Source organism: Streptomyces sp. NPDC041970 (assembly GCF_055588985.1).
The window spans coordinates 140,198-162,591 of sequence record NZ_JBVJCD010000008.1; the positions used below are offsets into that span (position 1 = coordinate 140,198).

Sequence of the window (22,394 nt, forward strand, 5' to 3'; positions counted from 1 at the left end):
TGTGATTCTCCGCCGTCCCCGATGATCCAGGCGCATCACCTATATCCAGGTGCACTGGTGCTCCGTCTCGCAATCTCCGCGGCGGTGCGATCTCGTGAACGATCCCGTGCGCCTTCTCCGCCGTCCCCGAAAACTCTCCCCGAAGGTGCAGACAGGCATGGGCGAAAACCGCTCTCTTCCCTCAGGAATGATGTCCGAGGAGTCCTTCGCATTGACCTCCGCCCAGCAGGGCGTGTGGTATGGGCAGCTCATCGACCAGCACAGTCCGAAGTACAACGTCGGAGAATGCTTCGAGATCGAGGGCGAGCTCGACGAGGGGCTGTTCGTCCGCGCGCTCGGCCGGGCGGTCGCCCTCTGCGACAGCCTCAACGTCGAGTTCGTCACCGCAGGTGAAACGGTCCGTCAGCGCGTCGTCCGCCGTCACGCGGACCAGGGCGACCGGCTTCGCGTGGTCGACCTCTCCGCCGCCTCCCCCGACCCCGTCGCCGCCGCCGAGCGCTACATGGCCGACGACATGGCCACCGTCGACCGGCTCGACGCCCCGCACCACCACTTCGCGTTGTTACGCCTCGGCCCCCGGCTGCACTACTGGTACGTCCGCTACCACCACATAGCCGTCGACGGCCTCGGCGGCGCCGTCTTCGCCCGCACGGTGGCCGACCTGTACACCCGTGCGGCGCGCGGCGAGGACCTCGCCGCGGTCGAACCGCCCGCCGCGCCCCTGCGCGATCTCCTGGCCGACGAGGCGGACTACCTCGGCTCGGACCGGCACGAGGCGGACCGCGCCTACTGGACCGCCAAGTTCGCCGACCTGGCCGCCCGCACGACCGCCGCCGACGGCGGCGCCGGGCCCGACGCGGACGCGCACGGCGGCACGCCGCTCCTCCCCAGACGCACCGACGCCCCGGCTCCGGCCGCGTCCGCCGCCTCGCTGCACGCCCGCGACACCCTGCCCGTCGCCCTCCTCGACGGCCTGCGCCGGCTCGCCGCCGGAAACCGCACCAACTGGAGCGCCGTCCTCGTCAGCGCCGTCGCCGCCTACGTCGGCCGGGCCACCGGAGACCGGGACGTCACCATCGGTCTCGCCTCCAACGGCCGCCACGGCGGGCTGCGGCACATCGTCGGCATGACCTCCAACATCCTGCCGCTCCGCCTGACCGTCACCCCGGACATGACGGTCGGCGCCCTGGTGCGCGCCGTCGCCGCCGAGATGCGCGGCGCCCTGCGGCACCGCCGCTTCTCCCGCGAACAGCTCGCCCGCGAACTGAACATGGCCGACGACACGGCGCGCCTGACCGGCGTCGTGGTCAACGTGATGGGCTACGACTACGACCTCGACTTCGCCGGCAGCCCCGCCACCTCCCGTCTGCTCTCCATCGGTCCGGTCGACGACGTGTCCCTCTTCGTCTCCGAACGGTCCGAGGGCGCGGGGCCGCTGATCGGCTTCGACACCAACCCGGAGCTGTACCACCCCGACGACGTACGACTGCATCAGCAGGCCGTCGTCTCCTTCCTGTCGGCTCTGGCGGTCGCGGACCAGGACACCCCGCTGGGGGACCTGCGGTTCTTCGACGACGCCTCGGCCGCGGAGCTGATCGGCCGGGGCCGCGGCGCCGCTCTGCCCGCCGGCGCCGCGGCCGCGGGCCTGCCCGAGGCGTTCGGCGCACAGGCGCGCCGAACCCCCCACGCCCCGGCGGTGGTGGACGGCGCCGCCACCCTCTCCTACCGGGAACTGGCCACGGCGGCGCGGGAACTGTCGGGCGCCCTGACCGGCCTGGGCGTCGGCGCCGAGGAGGGCGTCGGGGTCGTCGTCGGCCGCTCGGCGGCCGTCGTCACGGCCACACTCGGAGCGGTGGGGGCGGGGGCCGCGTACGTGCCGATGGATCCGGCCTGGCCCGCCGAGCGGCTGCGGCGCGCCGCGGAGGTCGCCCGCGTGCGCGCGCTGGTGGTCGACGAGGCCGCCGCCGCTCACCCCTGGGTGCGGGAGACGGCCGACGTCCTGCCGGTGATCGTCGTCGGGAGGACCGGTTCGATCCTGCGCGGCGCCCCGGCACGGCCGGGACCGCTGCCGGCGGTGGACCGCGGCGACCGGCTGGCCTACGTGATGTTCACCTCCGGCTCCACGGGTCTGCCCAAGGGGGTCGGCGTCACCCACTCCGACGTCCTCGCGCTGGCCGCCGACACCGCCTGGACGGACGGCGTGGCCGACGCGGTCCTGATGCATTCGGCGTACGTGTTCGACGCCTCCACCTTCGAGATATGGGTCCCGCTCCTGAACGGCGGCCGCGTGGTCGTCGCTCCCGGCGGCGTCCTGGAGGCGCAGACCCTCGCGGAGCTGGTGGCCCGGCACGGTGTGACCGCGGCCTTCCTGACGACGGCCCTGTTCGACGTGGTGGCCGAGGCGGACCCCGCCGCATTCGCCGGACTGCGCCTGGTCGCCGCGGGCGGCGAGGCGCCCACTCCGGGCGTGCTGCAGCGCGTGGCCGCCGCCGCGCCCGGCACGCGGGTCCTGAACGCGTACGGCCCCACCGAGACCACGACCTTCGCCGCACGCCACCTCGTCGAGGCCGACACGGCGGGCGTGCCGCCCATCGGCCGGGCCCTCGACGGAATGCGCCTGTACGTGCTCGACGACCGCCTCGCCCCCGTGCCGCCCGGCATCGTGGGCGAGCTGTACGTCGGCGGGCCCGGTGTCGCCCGCGGCTACCAGGGCCGCGCCGCGCTCACCGCGTCCCGGTTCGTCGCCGACCCCCACGAGGCGGGCGGCGGCCGCATGTACCGCACCGGCGACCTCGTGCGCTGGAACGCGCGCGGCGACATCGAGTACGTCGGACGGGCCGACGGGCAGGTCAAGCTCCGCGGGTACCGCATCGAACCCACCGAGATCGAGAACGCGCTGCTCGCCGATCCGGAGGTGCGCGCCGCCCGCGTCCTGGTCCGGGAGGACACCCCCGGCGACCGCCGGCTGGTCGCCTACGTCGTACCCGCCCCGGGCGCCCGGCTGGAGGAGACCGCCCTGGCCGTCCGTCTCGGGCGCACCCTGCCCTCCTACATGACGCCCTCCGCCTTCGTCACCCTCGACGAGCTGCCCCTCACCCCCAACGGCAAGATCGACCGCCGCGCCCTGCCCGCGCCCCGTGTGGCCGCCGCCAGGGACCGCGCCCCGCGCACCGCCTACGAGGAGGTCCTGGCGGGCCTGTTCGCCGACGTCCTGGGCGTGGCCGTCGGCGTCGACGACAACTTCTTCTCCCTGGGCGGCCACTCCCTGCTCGCCACCCGGCTCATCGGCCGCGTGCGGGCGGCCCTGGGCGCCGAACTGAGCCTGCGCACCCTCTTCGACCACCCCACGGTCGCCTCCCTCGCCGCCGCCCTCGACACCTCCGGGGCGGCCCGCCCCGCCCTTGCCCGACAGCAGCGGCCCACAGCCGTGCCGCTCTCCTTCGCGCAGCAGCGCCTGTGGTTCCTCGGCGGTCTCGAAGGGCCCAACGCCACCTACAACATCCCGCTCGTCCTCGAACTGGAGGGGCCGGTCGACCAGGAGGCCCTGCGCGCGGCCCTGGCCGACGTGGTGGCCCGGCACGAGAGCCTGCGCACGGTCCTCGCCGAAGAGGACGGCATCGCCCGGCAGGAGATCCTCGACGCGGCCGCCGCCGCGTCGCTCGTCCCCCTCGTCGTCGAGGCGCCCCCGGACGACGCGGCCCCCGACGCCTGGGCCGACGCGGCGGTGGACCGGTTGAGCGCCGTGCCCTTCGACCTCGACGGCGACGTCGGCGTCCGGGCCCGTCTGCTCCGCCTGGGACCGGACCGCCACATCCTGGTCCTCGTCCTCCACCACGTCGTCGCCGACGGCTGGTCCCTCGCCCCGCTCTGCCGGGACCTCGGCGCGGCCTACCGTGCCAGGACCGGGAGCACCGGCGGCCCCGACTGGCCCGCGCTGCGGGTGCAGTACGCCGACTACGCCCTCTGGCAGCGCCGCCTGCTCGGCGACGACGGCGACCCGGACAGCCTGGCCGCACGCCAGCTCGCCTTCTGGCGGGAGGCGTTGCGCGGCGCCCCCGACCTGCTCGACCTGCCCCTCGACCGGCCCCGCCCGGCGGTGCCCAGCCACCGGGGGGACGCCGTCCCCTTCGCACTGCCCGCCCCCGCGCACGCCGCGCTCATCCGGCTCGCCCGCGCGGCCGGCTGCACCCCCTTCATGGTGCTCCAGGCAGCCCTCGCCGTGACGCTGCGCGCCCACGGCGCCGGCGCCGACATCCCGCTGGGCGCCGCGGTGGCCGGACGCACCGACGAGGCCCTGGACGATCTCGTCGGGTTCTTCGTCAACACCGTCGTGCTGCGCTCGGACCTCTCGGGTGATCCGACCTTCCGTGAACTCCTGGCCCGGACGGCGGAGTTCGACATCGCCGCGTTCAGCCACGGCGACCTCCCCTTCGAACGGCTCGTGGAGGCGCTCAACCCCGAGCGGTCCGGCGACCACCACCCGCTCTTCCAGACCATGCTGGTCCTGCAGAACCAGGAGCGCGCGGCGCTCGACCTGCCCGGAGTCACCGTCCGCGACCGCTCCCGGCACACCGGGATCAGCAAGTTCGACCTGACGTTCTCGCTCACCGAACTCACCGAGGTCACCGGCTCCGGCGCTCCCGGGGAGCAGGCCGCCGAAGCCGTCCCGAACGGGATCGGAGGCTATCTGGAGTACGCCGCCGACCTCTTCGACGCCGCCACCGCCCGCGCCCTGTGCGCCCGCTTCGCCCACATCCTCACCCAGGCCGTGACGGAGCCCGACCGGAGGATCGGCGATCTCGACCCGCTCGCACCGGGCGAGCGGGAGCGCCTCCTGCGCCAAGGACGCGGCGAGGAACGGCCCGCGCCCCCGCGCACCGCCCCCGAAGCGGTCCGGGAATGGGCCTTGCGCACCCCGGACGCGGTCGCCGTGCGCGACGCGCACACGAGCCTGACCTACGCCGAACTCGACGCCCGCGCCGACGGCCTCGCCGCGGTCCTGCGGGAGCGTGGCGCGGGGCGGGGCGACCGGGTGGCCCTCGCCGCAGCCCCGTCCGTGGACACCGCCGTCGCCCTCCTGGCCGTTCTGCGGGCCGGCGCCGCCTACCTGCCCGTCGACCCGGAGTACCCCGCGGCCCGCATCCGGCACATGCTGGAGGACGCCCGGCCCGTCCTGCTGCTCACCACCGCGGACCTCCACCCCCGCCTGCCCGACTGCGACGTCCCCTGGCTCGCCCTCGACGACCCGGCCGCCCGGCTCGCCGGCGCCGCCGCGCACCCCCCGGCCGCGCCCCGTCCGGCGGATCCCGCGTACGTCATCTACACCTCCGGCTCCACCGGACGCCCCAAGGGCGTGGTCGTGCCGCACGGTGCGCTGGCCAACCACATGGCCTGGATGGCGCGGTACCTGGCCGTCAGCCGGGAGGACCGGATCCTCGTCCGTACCTCCACCAGCTTCGACGCCTCCGTGTGGGAGCTGTGGCTCCCGCTCATGCAGGGCGGCGCGGCGTGTGTGCTGCCGCACGAGGCCAACCGGGAACCCGGCGACCTCGTGTCCTGGATGAGCCGGTTCGACGTCACCGTGGCCCAGTTCGTGCCCTCGCACCTGGCGCTCGTCCTCGCCGAGGCGGCGCACGCCGCACCACTGCCCGGCCTGCGCGCCGTCCTGTGCGGCGGCGAACCGCTGCCGCGCGCCCTCGCCGACGACGCCGCCCGCCTGTGGCGGGCCGAGGTCCACAACCTCTACGGGCCCACCGAGGCGACCATCGACGCGACCGCGCACCGCGCGGGCGGGCCGCCGTCGGGCGCGTCGGCAGCGGAACACGCCGCGACCGCCGGGCACGCCGCCGGCACGCCGTCCGAGACCGTGCCCATCGGCCGTCCGGTCGACACCATGCGCGCCCATGTCCTCGACGACCGACTGCGGCCCGTACCGCCCGGTGCGACCGGCGAGCTGTACCTCTCGGGGCCCAACCTCGCCCACGGCTACCTGGGGCGACCGGGTCTCACGGCCGCCCGGTTCGTCGCCGACCCGTTCGGCACGGACGGGACCCGCATGTACCGGACGGGGGACCTCGTACGGTGGACGGCGCACGGCCTGCTCGACTACGTGGCCCGCGCCGACGACCAGGTCAAACTCCGCGGCTTCCGCATCGAACTGGGCGAGGTCGAGGCCGCGCTCCTGGCCCGCCCCGGCGTCACGGCCGCCTGCGCCCAGATCCGGGAGGACGTCCCCGGCCGGGCCCGCCTCGTCGCCTACGCCGTCACCGCGGACCCCGCCGCGCGCCCCACCGCGCTCCGCGACGCCCTGGCCGAGACCCTGCCGCACTACATGGTGCCCGGCGCCGTCGTCGTCCTGGACGCGCTCCCGCTCCTGCCCAACGGCAAGGTGGACCGCCGGGCCCTGCCCGAACCGGAGCCGGAGACCGGCGCCGCCTCCGGGCCCGTTCGGCGCACCCTCCAGGAGGACCTGCTCGCGGGGATCTTCGCCGATGTCCTGCACCGGCCCCACGTGGGCCCGCACGACAGCTTCTTCGACCTCGGCGGCCACTCGCTCCTCGCCATGCGCGTCGTCAGCCGCGTCCGCACCGTCCTGGGCGCCGAGATCGCCGTACGCACCCTCTTCGAGCACCCGACCGTCGCGGGCCTGGCCCGCGCCCTCGGCACGCCCGGCCGGGACCGCCCCGCACTGGTGCCGGCGGCCCGGCGGCCCGACCCCCTGCCGCTCTCCTTCGCCCAGCAGCGCCTGTGGTTCCTCGGCCGGCTGGAGGGCCCCAGCTCCACCTACAACGTCCCGCTCGTCCTCGAACTCGACGGCTCCCTCGACCCGAAGGCCCTGCACGCCGCCCTGGCCGACGTCGTCGAGCGGCACGAGGCACTGCGCACGGTCTTCCCCGAACGGGACGGATCACCGCACCAGTCGATCCTTCCCGCCGCCACCGCCACACCCGCGCTGCCGGTCGTGAGCACGTCCCCGGCCGAGCTGGAGGCGGCCGTCCTGGCCGCCGTGCGCGAGCCGTTCGACATCACCGCGGACCTCCCGCTGCGCGCCCTGCTCCTGCGCTCCGCCCCCGACCACCACGTCCTGGTGCTCGTCCTGCACCACATCGCGGCCGACGGCTGGTCCCTCGCCCCGCTCGCCCGGCACCTCGGCCACGCCTACCGGGCCCGCCTCGCGGGCCGGGCGCCCGAACTGTCGGCCGGCACCCCGCTCCAGTACGCCGACTACACCCTCTGGCAGCACGCCGCCCTCGGCGACGGCACCGCACCCGGAAGCGTCCTGAAGCAGCAGCTCGACCACTGGCACACCGCCCTCGCCGGGCTGCCCGGACTGATCGACCTGCCACTGGACCGGCCGCGACCGGTCACCACGGACCCCAGGGGAGCCGTCCACACCTTCGATCTGCCGCCATCCCTGTACGCCCGGCTCCTGCTCCTGGCGCGCGAGTCGGGCAGCAGCCTGTTCATGGTGCTCCAGGCCGCCGTGGCCACCGTGCTGCACCGCCACGGCGCCGGCGACGACATCCCGATCGGATCGCCCGTCGCCGGCCGCACGGACGAGGCGCTGGAGGACCTGGTCGGCTTCTTCGTCAACACCCTCGTGCTGCGCACGGACCTGTCCGGCGCCCCGACCTTCCGCGAACTGCTCGACCGCGTGCGCGACTTCGACCTGTCCGCCTACGCGCACCAGGACGTGCCCTTCGAACGCCTGGTGGAGAGCCTCAACCCGGTCCGGGCCCGCAACCACCATCCGCTGTTCCAGACCATGCTGGTCCTGCAGAACCAGGAGACCGCCCGGCCCGACCTGCCGGGCCTCACCGTCGAGGACCGGCTCGTCCACAACGGCCTGAGCAAGTTCGACCTCACCTTCGCCTTCACCGAGGAGTCCACCGAGGAGGGCGAGGGCCGCCTCACCGCCGGGATCGAGTACGCCACGGCCCTCTTCGACCGGTCCACCGCGGAGAGGCTGGCGGCCCGCCTGTGCCGCCTGCTGGAACAGGTGGCCGCCGACCCCGCACGCCCGCTCGCGGGCTACGACCTGATGGACGCGGACGAGCACGCTCGGGTCACGCGCTGGGGAAGCGGCTCCGCCCTGCCCGCGGAGCCCGCGGACGCCACCCTGCCCGCGCTCTTCGCCCACCGGGCGCGCCGCACACCCGACGCCCCGGCCGTCACCGGCGACGGCGGCTCCTTGACGTACGCCGAACTCGACCGGATCTCCGACGGCCTCGCCCGTGCGCTGGCGGGTCTCGGCGCCGCCCCCGAGCGCGGGGTCGGCGTGCTGCTCGCCCGGTCGCCGGCCGTGGTGTCGGTCTCCCTCGGCGTCGTCCGAGCGGCCGGCGCCTACGTCCCGCTGGACGCGAGCTGGCCCGCCGAACGGCTCGACCGGGTCGCCGACACCGCGGACGTGCGGGTCCTCGTCGTCGACGAGGCGGCCCTCGCCTCGCCCTGGGCGGCGGCGGCGGCCGGGCGCGTCCCGGTCCTCGTCGTGGACCGGCTCGGGCGGATCCTGCGGGGAGCACCCGAGCTGCCCGGCCGCCCGGCGGCGGTGCCGGGCACGGCGTCCCTCGCCTACGTGATGTTCACCTCCGGCTCGACCGGCCTGCCCAAGGGGGTCGGCGTCACGCACGCCGACGTGGTCGCGCTGACCGCCGACGCCGCCTGGCAGGGCGGCGCCGCCGAAGCGGTGCTGATGCACTCGGCGTACGTCTTCGACGCCTCCACCTTCGAGATCTGGGCCCCGCTCCTGAACGGCGGCCGGATCGTCGTCGCCCCGGACGGCGTCCTGGAGGCCCGCACCCTCGAGGACGCCGTCCACCAGCACGGGGTGAGCGCCGTCTTCATGACGACCGCCCTGTTCAACGTGATCGCCGAGACCGATCCGGGCGCCTTCGCCGGCCTCCGCCTCGTGTGCGCCGGGGGAGAGCTGGCCTCGCCGGACGCGATGCAGCGGGTGGCCCGCACCGCGCCGGACACGCGGGTCCTGCACGTGTACGGGCCCACGGAGACCACCACCTTCGCGACCCGCCACGACGTGAGGGCCGAACCGCCGTCCGGGCCCCCGCCCATCGGCCGCCCGCTGGACGGTATGCGCGGGTACGTCCTGGACGGCTCCCTGGGCCCGGTCCCGCCGGGCGTCGTGGGCGAGCTGTACCTCGCCGGCCGCGGCGTGGCACGGGGGTACGCCGGACTGCCGGGCCTGACCGCCACCCGCTTCGTCGCCGACCCGTTCGACCCCGAGGGCGGGCGCATGTACCGCACCGGCGACCTCGTCCGGTGGACCCGCGACGGACACATCGCCTACGTGGCCCGCGCCGACGGCCAGGTGAAGCTGCGCGGCTACCGCATCGAACTCGGCGAGATCGAGGGCGTGCTGGCCCTCTGCGAGGGCGTCGCCGCCTCCTACGCCGCCGTCCGCGAGGACATCCCCGGCGACCGGCGCCTCGTCGCGTACGTGGTGCCCGCCGCCGGCGCCCGCCCCGAACCCGGCGAACTCGCCCGCGCCGTCGGCCGGTCCCTGCCCGCCTACATGGTCCCCTCCGCGTTCGTCCTGCTCGACGCGTTGCCGCTGACCCTCAACGGCAAGGTGGACCACCGCGCCCTGCCGGAGCCCGGCCACGCCCCGGTCCGCGGACGCGCCGCCCGCACCGCCCGCGAGGAGATCCTCACCGGTCTCTTCGCCGACGTCCTGGGCCTGGACGGGGCCGGCGCCGACGACGACTTCTTCGCCCTGGGCGGCCACTCCCTGCTCGCCACCCGCCTCGCCGCGCGCATCCGCACCGCGCTCGGCGTGGAGATCCAGGTCAAGGCCCTCTTCGAGCACCCCACGCCGGCCGCGCTGGCCGCCGTGCTGGACGGCGCCGAACGGGCCAGGAGCCCACTGGAGCGCGTGCGCGACCGCCCCGATCCGCTGCCGCTGTCCTTCGCGCAGCAGCGCCTGTGGTTCCTCAACCGGCTGGAGGGGCCCAGCGCCACGTACAACGTGCCCCTCGTCCTGCGGCTGGACGGGCCGCTCGACGCGGACGCCCTGGAGAGCGCCCTGACGGACGTCGTGCGACGGCACGAGAGCCTGCGCACCGTCTTCCCCGAGACCGACGGGGTGCCGCGTCAGCTCGTCCTGGACGCCGACGGCGCCGACCTCGATCTCACCCCCCTCGACACCGACCCCGCCCGTCTGGACGCGCTCCTGGCCACCGAGGTGGCGCACGCCTTCGACGTGGCCTCCGAGATGCCCGTACGGGCCCGGCTAGTGCGGCTCGGGGCCGAGGCGCACGTCCTGGTGCTGGTCGTCCACCACATCGCGGGCGACGGCTGGTCCCTCGCCCCGCTCGCCCGTGACCTGGGCGAGGCCTACCGGGCGCGGGCGGAGGGGGAGGAGCCCTCCTGGAGGGAGCCCGCCGTCCAGTACGCCGACTACACCCTGTGGCAGCGCGCCCTGCTCGGCGACGAGAACGACCCGGCCAGCCAGGCGGCCCGCCAGATGGACTTCTGGCGCACCGCGCTCGCCGGGGCCCCGGAACTGCTCGACCTGCCCCTGGACCGCCCGCGCCCCGCGGTCCCCGCCTACCGGGGCGACGCGTTCGCCTTCCCCGTCGAGGCGGAGACCCACCGGGCCCTGGCCGCGCTCGCCCGGACCCGCGGATGCAGCCTCTTCATGGTGCTCCAGGCGGCCCTGTCGGTGCTCCTGGCCCGGCACGGGGCCGGGGAGGACATCCCGCTCGGCACCGCCGTGGCCGGACGCACCGACGAGGCGTTGGACGACCTGGTGGGCTTCTTCGTCAACACGCTCGTCCTGCGCACCGACCTGACCGGAGACCCCACCTTCGGCGACGTCCTGGACCGGGTGCGGGAGTTCGACCTGTCGGCCTACGCCCACCAGGACGTGCCGTTCGAGCGGCTGGTGGACGCGCTCGACCCGACCCGCGCCCAGAACCACCACCCGCTGTTCCAGACCATGCTCGTCCTCCAGAACCAGGCGGACGCGACCGTCGAGCTGCCCGGCCTCACGGTGACCGGCCAGCCCGTGCACACCGGCATCAGCAAGTTCGACCTGACCTTCACCTTCAACGAGACGTACGACGAGGCGGGCGGCCCGGCGGGCCTGGAGGGCAACCTGGAGTTCTCCACCGAGCTCTTCACCCACGCCACCGCCCACACCCTGGCCGCCCGGCTGACGCGCCTGCTCGCCACCCTCGCCGCCGACCCCGGACAGCGCGTCCACGCCGTCGACATCCTGGAGGCGGCCGAGCGGCACGGCCTGGAGCGCGCCGCCCACGGCCCCGTACGGCCGGGGGCCGCGCGCACGGCCCCCGAGGCGTTCCGCGCCCAGTGCGCCCGGACGCCCGACGCGATCGCCGTACGGGACGGTGCGCACCGCCTCACCTTCCGCGAACTCGACGCCCTCTCCGACGATCTGGCGCACCACCTGCACGGCCGGTCCATCGGCCGCGGCGACCTCGTCGCCCTCGCCCTGGAAGGGACCGCCGACCAGGTCGTCGCGATGCTCGCGGTGGCCAAGGCGGGCGCCGCCTACCTGCCCGTCGACCTGGACTACCCCGAGGCGCGCGTCGCCCACATGCTGGACGACGCCCGCCCGGCGCTGCTCCTGACCCACGGCGCCGCCCGCACCGCGCGGTACGCCCCGTCCGTCCCCTGCCTCGCGCTCGACGACCGGGCCTCCTGGTCCACCGGAAGCGCGGCGCCGCCCGGTGCGGCGCCGGACCCGCGCGACACGGCGTACGTCATCTACACCTCCGGCTCCACCGGCCGTCCCAAGGGCGTCCTGGTGACCCACGCCTCCCTGACCAACCACATGGCGTGGATGGCCGGGCACCTCGCCCTCACCGCCGACGACCGGATCCTCGCCCGCACCTCGCCGAGCTTCGACGCCTCGGTCTGGGAGACCTGGCTGCCGCTCCTGCACGGCGGCACCACCTGCCCGGTGCCGCCCGCCGTCAACCACGACCCCGCCGGACTGCTGGCCCGGATGCGTGCAGCGGGCGTGACCATCGCCCAGTTCGTGCCCTCGCACCTCGCGGTCGTCCTCGCCGAGACCGGCCCCGACGACGCGCCCGCCACCCTGCGGGCCGTCCTGTGCGGCGGCGAGCCCCTGGCCCGGTCCCTCGCGCGGCGCGTGGGACGGACCTGGGGCGCCGAGGTGCACAACCTCTACGGACCCACCGAGACGACCATCGACGCCACCGCCCACCACCACCGGGGCGAGGAGGAGGGCGCCCCGGCGGGGGAGGGGACCGTGCCGCTCGGCCGCCCCGTCGACAACACCCGCGCCTACGTCCTGGACGCGAGCCTCCAACCGGTGCCGCCCGGCGTCACCGGCGAGCTCCACATCGCGGGCGACGGCCTGGCGCGCGGCTACCTGGGACGCCCCGGTCTGACCGCCGCGCGGTTCGTCGCCGACCCGTACGGCCCCGAGGGCAGCCGCATGTACCGCACGGGCGACCTCGTCCGCCGGGACGCCGACGGCCTGCTCGCCTATGTCTCCCGCGCCGACGACCAGGTCAAGCTGAACGGCTTCCGCATCGAGCTCGGCGAGATCGAGGCCGCCCTCACCGCGCTCGACGGCGTCACCGCCGCCTGCGCCCTCGTCCGCGAGGACCGGCCGAACGAACGGCGCCTGGTCGCCTACACCGTTCCCGGCCGGCCCGACGGCGCCGGACCCCTCACCGACGCCGACCTGCGGACCCGGCTGTCGTCGGTCCTGCCGCCGTACATGGTGCCCGCCCTCTTCGTCACGCTGGACGCGCTGCCGCTGCTGCCCAACGGCAAGACCGACCGGCGCGCCCTGCCCGCCCCGGTCCGCCCCGCCGCCACCCGGCCGGGCGGGGAGCCGCGCACCGCCCGGGAACGCGTCCTGTGCGAGGTGTTCGCCTCCGTCCTCGGCGCCCCCGCCGTCCGCACCGACGACGACTTCTTCGCCCTCGGCGGCGACAGCATCCTCTCCATCCAACTGGTCAGCCGGGTCCGCGCGGCAGGTCTCCGCGTCACCCCGCGCGACGTCTTCGTCCACCGCACGCCCGAGGCCATCGCGGCCGCCGCCACCGCGCTCGACCAGGACGCCGCCGTGCCGGCCGAGCCGGGCGCCGGCGAGATGCCGCCCACGCCCATCGTCGCCTGGCTGCTGGAGCGGCCCGGCCCCACGGACGGCTACAACCAGTCCGGGGTGCTGCGCACGCCCGCGAACGCCGAGGAGGACACGCTCGTCGCCACCCTCCAGCTCCTCATCGACCACCACGACATGCTCCGCCTGAAGGTCGCCCGCCCGGCCGGGGGCGAGCCCGTACTCGAAGCCCTGCCGCCCGGCGCGGTGCCGGCCCGCCGCCGCTTCACCCGGGTCGACGTCGCGGGCCTCGGGGCCGACGCCGTCCGCGCCGCCCTCGCCGAGGCGGGCGAAGCGGCCCGCAGGCGGCTGCGGCCCGCGCACGGGGAGGTGATCGAGGCCGTGTGGTGCGACGCCGGCCCGCGCACGCGCGGACGGCTGCTGCTCGTCGTGCACCACCTGGCCGTCGACGCCGTCTCCTGGCGCGTCCTCGCCGCCGACCTCGCCACCGCCTGGCAGGGCGTCACCGAGGGGACGGCCGCGGCGCTGCCCGCCGTCGCCACGCCCTACCGCGCCTGGGCGCACCTCCTGGCCTCGCAGGCGCGCGGCGCCGCCCGTGCGGCCGAACTCCCGCTGTGGGAGGAGGCGCTGAGCACCCCCGACCCCCTGCTCGGGCACCGGCCGCTCGACCCCCGCCGGGACACCGCCGACCGCACCCGCACCCTGACCGCCCGCCTCCCCGCCACCTGGACGAAGCCGCTGCTCACCACCGTCCCCACCGCCTTCCACGCCGGGGTGGACGACGTCCTGCTCACCGGCCTCGCCCTCGCCGTCAGCTCCTGGCGGGCGCAGCGGGCCGGTGACCGGACGGGGGAGAGCGGACTGCTCGTCGATCTGGAGGGGCACGGCCGCGAGCAGATCGCCGACCACGTCGACCTGTCCCGCACGGTCGGCTGGTTCACGAGCCTCTACCCGGTCCGGCTCGACCCCGGACCCGTCGACGCCCGCCAACCGGGCGACTTCGACGCCGCCCTGGTGGAACGCGCCCTCAAACGCGTCAAGGAGCAGTTGCGGACCATCCCCGACCACGGCGTCGGCTACGGCATGTTGCGCCACCTCAACCCGGCCACCCGTCCCCGGCTCGCCTCCGCACCGCAGCCCCAGATCGGCTTCAACTACCTGGGCCGCTACGCCGCGGCGGCGGACGGGGACGGGGGGCCGGGCGCCGACTGGGAGGTCCTGCTCGACGGCGGCGGACCGCGCAGCCAGGACCCGGACATGCCCGTCCACCACGTCCTCGACGTCAACGCGCACACCGAGGACCTGCCGGAGGGCCCCCGCCTGGTGATCCGCTGGACCTGGCCCGTCGACCTCCTCGGGGAGGAGGACGTGGAGATCCTGTCGGACACCTTCGTCCGCGCCCTGCGCGCCATCGCCGAACACACCGAACGACCCGACGCGGGCGGCTACACGCCGTCCGACCTTCCCCTGGTCTCGCTCAACCAGGCCCAGATCGACCGACTGCAGAACAAGTGGGGTGGACGCACGTGACCGGCTTCCAACTGGAGGACGTACTACCGCTGACGCCGTTGCAGGCGGGAATGCTCTTCCACGCCCTGTACGACTCCCATGCCGTGGACGTCTACACCGCGCAGTTCGTCTTCGACCTCGAAGGCCCCGTCAGCGTCCCGGCGCTGCACGCCGCCGTCGGCGGCCTGCTGCGCCGCCACCCCAATCTGCGGGTCGGCTTCCTCCACGAGGACCTGGACGAGCCGGTGCAGGCCGTCGCCGCCGAGGTGCCGGTGCCGCTGGAAGAGCTCGACCTGAGCGCGGCGGACGGCACGGGCACGGCGCAGGAGCGGCTCACCGCGTTCCTGGCCGCCGACCGCACCCGCCGCTTCGACCTCACGACCCCGCCGCTGATGCGGTTCACCCTCGTGCACACCGGGCCGCAGCGGCACCGGCTGGTCATGACCAACCACCACCTCCTGCTCGACGGCTGGTCGATGCCCCTGCTCGTGCGGGAACTCTTCGAGCTGTACGCACGGGGCGGCGACGACGGCTCCCTGCCGCGGGTCGCCCCCTACCGCACCTACCTCGCCTGGCTGGCCCAGCAGGACCGCGGAGCCGCCCTGGACGCCTGGCGCGCCGCCCTGGACGGGATCGAGGCGCCCACGCTCCTCGCCGGGCGCCCCACCGCGGACGTTCCGGGCCCCGGCGAACTGCCGCTGACCCTCGTCCTCGACCTGGACGAGGCCACGACACACCGGCTCCGCGAGACGGCCCGCGCCCACCGGCTCACCCTCAACACCCTGGTCCAGGGGGCCTGGGGGCTGCTCCTCGCCCGCCTCACCGGACGCCCCGACGTCGTCTTCGGCACCACCGTCTCCGGCCGCCCGCCGGAGGTCCCCGGCATCGAGTCGATGGTCGGCCTGTTCATCAACACCGTGCCGGTACGGCTGCGCCCGGCGCCCGGCGAGACCCTGGCCGCGCTCCTGACCCGGCTCCAGGAGGAGCAGGGCCGCCTCCTCGGCAGCCAGTACGTCGGCCTGACCGAGATACGCCGCCTGACCGGACTGGACGAACTCTTCGACACCCTGGCCGTGTTCGAGAACTACCCGATGGACGCCGAGGCCCTGCGCACCGCGCAGCGGCAACTGCCCGGCCTCAGCGTCACCGGATTCAGCGGCACGGACGCGGCCCACTACCCGCTCACCCTCACCATCGCTCCGGGCGACGCGCTGAAGATCACCTTCGGATACCGGGCCGCCGCCCTGGACCGCGACGAGGTGGCCCGCACGGTCGCCCGCATGGGGCGTCTGCTGACCGCGATGGCGCGGGGCCTCGACCAACGCGTCGACGCCGTGTCCGTCCTCCTGGACGGCGAGCACGACACGCTGCTCGCCCAGGGGCGTGGGGGCGAACTCCCCGCCGCAGCACGGGAGATGAGCGTCGTGGACGCCTTCGCCCGGCAGGTCGCCCGCCACCCGGACGCGGTGGCGGTCTCCGGCGCCGGCGAGGAGCTCACGTACCGCGGTCTCGACGCGTCGGCCCAGGAGTTGGCGGGCGCCCTGGCAGGCCACGGGAGCGGCGCCGAGGCGGGCGTCGGCATCCTCCTGGGCCGCTCGCCCGCCCTGGTCACCGCCTCCCTCGCGGCGCTGCGCGCGGGCGCCGCCTACGTGCCCCTCGATCCGGCCTGGCCCGCCGAGCGGCTCGACCGGGTCGCCGAGGTGGCCGCCCTCCGTGCCCTGATCGTCGACGAGACCACCCGCGACCACGCCTGGGTGCGGCGACTGGGCCCCGACGTGCCCGTGCTGACGGTCGACGCCGCGGGCCGGGTGAGGCGGGGAGGCCCGGCCGCTCCGGGAGCCCTCCCCGTCTCCGCGGGCGGCGCCCGGCTCGCGTACGTGATGTTCACCTCCGGCTCCACCGGACTGCCCAAGGGCGTCGGCGTCACCCACGCGGACATCACCGCCCTCGCCGCCGACCGGGCCTGGGGGGACGGGGCGTCCGACGCCGTCCTGCTGCACTCGGCGTACGTGTTCGACGCCTCCACCTTCGAGATCTGGGCCCCCCTGCTGAACGGCGGCCGGGTGGTCGTGGCCCCCGCCGGGGTCCTGCAACCCGCCGTGCTCCGCGACCTCGTGGCCCGCCACGGCGTGACGGCGGCGTTCCTGACGACGGCCCTGTTCAACGTCATCGCCGAGACCGATCCCGACGCCCTGGGCCTGCTGCGCCTGGTCGCCGCCGGGGGAGAGGCCGCCGCGCCCGGCGTCTTCCAGCGCCTGGCCGCCGCCCACCCCTCCACCACCGTCCTCAACGTCTACGGACCCACCGAGTCCACCACCTTCGCCACCCTCCACCGCGTCCGCCCCGACGCCGCGCCCCACGGCGCGCCCCCCGTCGGCCGACCGCTCGACGGGATGCGCGCCTACGTCCTGGACGCGGCCATGCGGCTCGTGCCGCCCGGCGCCGAGGGCGAGCTGTACGTCGCGGGGCCCGGCGTCGCACGCGGCTACCTGGGCCGCCCCGGCCTCACCGCCACCCGCTTCGTCGCCGACCCGTTCGCCGGGACCGGGGAGCGCATGTACCGCACGGGCGACCTCGTGCGCTGGGGCGCCGACGGCGCCCTGCACTACGTGGCCCGCGCCGACCAGCAGATCAAGCTCCGCGGCCACCGCATCGAACCGGCGGAGATCGAGGCGGCCCTCCTCCTCGACCCGTCCGTGCGCGCCGCCTGCGTCCTGGTCCGCGAGGACCTGCCCGGCGACCGCACCCTCACCGCCTACGTCGTCCCCGTCCCCGGGCGCACGCCGGACCCGGAGCTGCTCGCCGCGCACCTGGGCCGCCGGCTGCCCGCCTACCTGGTGCCGGCCGCCATCCAGCCGCTCGACGCCCTGCCGACGACCCCCAACGGCAAGCTCGACCGGGCGGCGCTGCCCGCGCCCGCCACCTCGCCCGGCACGGCGGGCCGGCCGCCGCGCGGCGCCCGTGAGGAGATCCTCGCCGGGATCTTCGCCGACGTGCTCGGTGTGGCCCGCGTCTTCGCCGACGACGACTTCTTCGCCCTGGGCGGCCACTCCCTGCTCGCCACCCGCCTCGTGGGCCGCGTGCGCTCCGCCCTGAACACCGAGACCGACATCCGCGCCCTGTTCGAGAACCCCACCGTCGCGGCACTCGCCGCCGCCCTGGAGGAGGCGGACCGCCCCGCGCGCCCCGCCCTCGTCCCGCAGGAGCGCCCCGCCGCGCTCCCGCTCTCGTACGCCCAGCAGCGCCTGTGGTTCCTCCACCGGCTCGAAGGCCCCTCCGCCACGTACAACATCCCCTTCGCCGCGCGCATCGACGGGCCCCTCGACACGGAAGCCCTGCGCCGGGCCCTGCTCGACGTCGTCACCCGGCACGCCGCCCTGCGCACCGTCTTCCCCGAGGACGGCCAGGGGCCGCGCCAGCACGTCACCGCGCCGGGCGACGTCCGCCTGCCGTTCGTCCTCGAAGCCGTCGAGGCGCACGAGGTCGCCGACCGGATCAGGGCCGCCGCGAGCGAAGCGATCGACATCGAGCGCCACCTCCCGCTCCGGGCGACCCTGCTGCGCCCGGCCGACGGCGTCCACGTCCTGGTCCTGGTGGTCCACCACATCGCCGCCGACGGCTCCTCCCTGGCCCCTCTCACCCGAGACCTCGGCGCCGCCTACCGGGCCCGCACCCGTGCCGAGGCGCCCGTCTGGAGCGAACTCCCCGTCGACTACGTCGACCACACCCTCTGGCAGCGCCGTCTGCTCGGCGACGAGCACGACCCCGAGAGCGTCGTGTCCCGCCAACTCGCCCACTGGAAGCAGGCGCTGGACGGGCTGCCCGAGATGATCGACCTGCCGTGGGACCGGCCGCGGCCCGCCGTGCCCCGGCACACCGGCGCCACCCACCACTTCGCCCTCGACCCCACCGCCGCCCGGCAGGTCACCGAACTCGCCCGCGCCACCGGATGCAGCGTCTTCATGGTGCTCCAGGCCGCCCTGTCGCTCGTCCTCTCCCGGCACGGCGCGGGCGACGACGTCCCGCTGGGCACGGCCGTCGCCGGACGCACCGACGAGGCCGCGTCGGATCTCGTCGGCTTCTTCGTGAACACGCTCGTGCTGCGCACGGACCTGACCGGCGACCCGACCTTCCTGGAACTGCTGGAGCGGGTCAAGGAGTTCGACCTCTCCGCGTACGTGCACCAGGACGTCCCCTTCGAGCGCCTGGTCGAACTGCTCAACCCCGCGCGCTCGCAGAACCACCACCCGCTCTTCCAGACCATGCTCATCCTCCAGAACCACGCCCCCGCCGCCCCCCTCGACCTGCCCGGCCTCACCGTCACCGGTGTGGAGGCCGACCCCGGAGCGGCCAAGTTCGACCTGTCGTTCACCTTCACCGAGACGGACGACGGCAGCGGCGCGCCGAGCGGTCTGCGGGGGACGGTCGACTACGCGACGGAGCTCTTCGACCCGGCCACGGTCCACGGCCTCGCCGAACGGCTCGCCCTGCTGCTCGGCTCCGTCTGCGCCGACCCCGAGCGTCCGCTCAGCGACTACGACGTGCTCACCACCGCCGAGCGCGCCCGTCTGACCGCCTGGGGCACCGGCCCCGACCAGGACGCGCCCGCCTCCACCGTCCCCGAGCTCTTCGGGCAGTGGGTCCGGCGCACCCCCGGCGCCCCGGCGGTCCGCGACGCGGACACCACCCTCACCTACGCCGAACTCGACGCCCGCGCCGACGCCCTCGCCCGCCACCTCACCGCACGGGGCATCGGCCCCGAGGACCGGGTGGCGGTCGCCCTGCCCCGCACCAGCGAACTCGTCGTGGCCCTCCTCGGCATCCTCAGGAGCGGGGCGGCCTACGTGCCGCTCGACCCCGACTACCCGGCCCGGCGCCTGTCCTACATGCTCGACGACGCCCGGCCGCGCCTCCTCCTCACCACCCCCGCCATCCACCGCCGGCTGCCCGCGTCACCGGTGCCGCACCTGCACCTCGCGGACCTCGCGGACAGCTCCGCCCCGGCCGTCCCCGCCCGGCCCCCGCTCCCGGCGCATCCCGCGTACGTCATCTACACCTCCGGCTCCACCGGCCGTCCCAAGGGCGTCGTGGTCACCCACCGGGGCGCCGGCGCCATGGCCAGGAGCCAGAGCGAGCGGATGCGCGTCACGCCGGGCAGCCGGGTGCTGCACATGGCCTCGGTGAGCTTCGACGCGGCGTTCTGGGAGCTGTGCATGGGACTGCTCTCCGGGGCCTGCCTGGAGATCGCCGAACGCGACGCCCTGCTGCCCGGCCCGCCCCTCGCCGCCCTGGTCCGGGAGCGGGGCGTCACCCATCTGACCCTTCCGCCCGCCGCCCTCGCCGTGATGCCGCCCGGCTCGCTGCCCACCGGGACCACGATCGTCCTCGCCGGTGAGGCGTGCACGCCGGCCCTGGTGCGCTCCTGGGCGCGGGACCGGTTCCTCGTGAACGCCTACGGCCCCACCGAGACGACCGTCTGCGCCACGATGAGCGCCTTCCAGTACGCGGAGGGGCCCCTCGCCCCCGACCGCACCGTGCCCATCGGCGTCCCCGTCGACGGCGCCCGCGTCCACGTCCTGGACGACCGGCTGGCGCCCGTGCCGACCGGCGTCGTCGGCGAGCTGTACGTGTCCGGCGCGGGAGTGGCCCGCGGGTACCACGACCGGGCCGCCCTGACCGCGTCGCGGTTCGTCGCCGACCCGTTCGACCGGACGGGAGGCCGCATGTACCGCACCGGCGACCTGGTGCGCTGGACGGCCGAGGGGGAACTCGTCTACGTCTCCCGCGTCGACGACCAGGTCAAGCTCCGCGGCTTCCGCATCGAACTCGGGGAGATCGAGGCCGCCCTCACCGCCCTGCCCGCGGTGGGAGCCGCCTGCGCCGTCGTCCGGGAGGACCGGCCGGGCGACCGGCGCCTGGTCGCGTACACCGTGCCCGCGGACGGGGCGGCGCACTGGGACGAGGCCGGAGCGCGCGCCCACCTCGCCGCCACCCTGCCCAGCCACATGGTCCCCGCCGCGTTCGTACGGCTCGCCGCCCTGCCCCTCACCCCCAACGGCAAGACCGACCGGCGAGCCCTGCCGGCGCCCGAGGCGACCGCGCCGACCGGGAGCCGCGCGCCCCGCACCGAACGCGAGCGCGCGCTGTGCGAGGTCTTCGCCCGGACGCTCGGTGTGCCGCGGGTCGGGGTCACGGACGACTTCTTCGCCCTGGGCGGCCACTCGCTGCTCGCCGTCACCCTCGCCCAGCGGATCGAGGAGCGGTGCGGCCGGCGCCCCTCCCTGCGCGACCTGTTCGCGACGCCCACCGTCGAGGGCGTCGACAGCCTCCTGGAGCGGACCGCGGGGGAGCGGGACGCGGAGCACGCCGCCGCCCCGGACCTCGCCTCCGAGGTCCGCCTGGCCGCCGACGTCCAGGGCCCCGGCCGGCCCGTCCCGGACGGCGCCCCGGCCCCGGAGCCCGCACCCGGCCGCGGCCGGCCCCGCCGCCCGTCCCAGCGCCCCCTCCTCACCGGAGCCTCCGGCTTCCTCGGCGCCTTCCTCCTGCGGGACCTCATCGAGGCCACCGACGGCCCGGTGGACTGCCTCGTGCGAGCCGAGGACGAGCGCAGCGCGTCGCACCGGCTGCGGGCCAACCTGGAGCACTACGGCCTGTGGCGCCCCCGGTACGCGGAACTGATCCGTCCCGTCCCCGGCGACCTCGCCGCCCCCGGCCTCGGACTGTCACCGGACGACCGGGCCGCCCTGGCCCGCCGCCTCGGCCCGGTGCTGCACAACGGCGCACGCGTCAACTTCGCCGCCGCCTACGGTGATCTGCGCGCCCCGAACGTGGCGGGCACCGAGGAGCTGCTGCGCCTGCTCGCCGACTCCGCCTCACCCGGAATGCACCACGTCTCCACGACCAGCGTCTACGCCCCCGCGCCGGGTTCCGGCCCGGCGACCATCACGGAGACCACCCCGACGGGCCCGGCGTCCGCACTGCCCGACGGCTACGCGCAGAGCAAGTGGGTCGCGGAGGGCCTCGTCGGGCTCGCCCGCGAACGCGGTCTGCCGGTGACCGTCCACCGGCCCGGCCGCATCAGCGGCGACACCGCCACCGGGGCGTGCCAGGACCGCGACCTGCTGTGGCAGCTCATCAAGGGATGCCTGCAGGCGAAGGCGGTGCCGGACCTGCCGCACGGGTCGACGGACTGGGTCCCCGTGGACTACGTCAGTGCGGCGATCGTGGCCTTCTCCACCTCGGGCCGCACGGGCGCGGAGACCTATCACCTCACCAATCCGGACGCGCCGGGCCTGGACCGCGTCTTCGAGGCGGCCGCCCGCCTCGGCCACGAGCTGCGGACCGTCACCGCGGCCGACTGGCGGGAACGGGTGGCGGCACAGCACGACAACGCGGCCCAGCTCTTCCTCGGCGGCGAGGAAGAGGCCCGGCAGCCGGCCGCGGACCACCGGCGCTTCGACTCCACCCGGACGGCCAAGGCGGCGGCGGACCTGGGGGTCCACCTGCCCCAACTGACCGACGAGACCCTGGACCGCTACATGGCGTACTTCCACGGCACGGGCTTCCTGCCGCGGCCCTCGACGGTCACGTGACGACCCGGCGCCGAAGCGCCCGGCGGCGGCTGCCCGCACCGCCGGGGACTCCGCGGTCCCCGAGCGGCGGACCAGCCGCGGCCGGGGGGGGGGGGGGGGGGGGGGGGGGGGGGGGGGGGGGGGGGGGGGGGGGGGGGGGGGGGGGGGGGGGGGGGGGGGGGGGGGTGGGGGTGGGGGTGGGGGGGGGGGGGGGGGGGGGGGGGGGGGGGGGGTCG

Annotated in this window: 2 protein-coding genes; both read left to right on the forward strand. The window is 75.8% G+C overall.

The features are described 5' to 3' along the window. The first annotated feature begins 157 nt into the window (after window positions 1–157). A complete protein-coding gene (locus tag ACZ6EJ_RS07155) occupies window positions 158–14,608 on the forward strand; it encodes an amino acid adenylation domain-containing protein (RefSeq protein WP_469265131.1) in 14,451 nt (4,816 codons plus the stop codon). Then, window positions 14,605–22,179, forward strand: a complete 7,575-nt coding sequence (locus tag ACZ6EJ_RS07160) for an amino acid adenylation domain-containing protein (RefSeq protein ID WP_469265132.1) — start codon at window positions 14,605–14,607, stop codon at window positions 22,177–22,179. The genes ACZ6EJ_RS07155 and ACZ6EJ_RS07160 overlap by 4 nt, the downstream gene beginning before the upstream one ends. The last annotated feature ends 215 nt before the right edge of the window (window positions 22,180–22,394 follow it).

Excerpts from the sequence above, each read along its gene's own strand:
- ACZ6EJ_RS07155 (WP_469265131.1), top strand. The coding sequence starts at position 158 with ATGGGCGAAAACCGCTCTCTTCCCTCAGGAATGATGTCCGAGGAGTCC.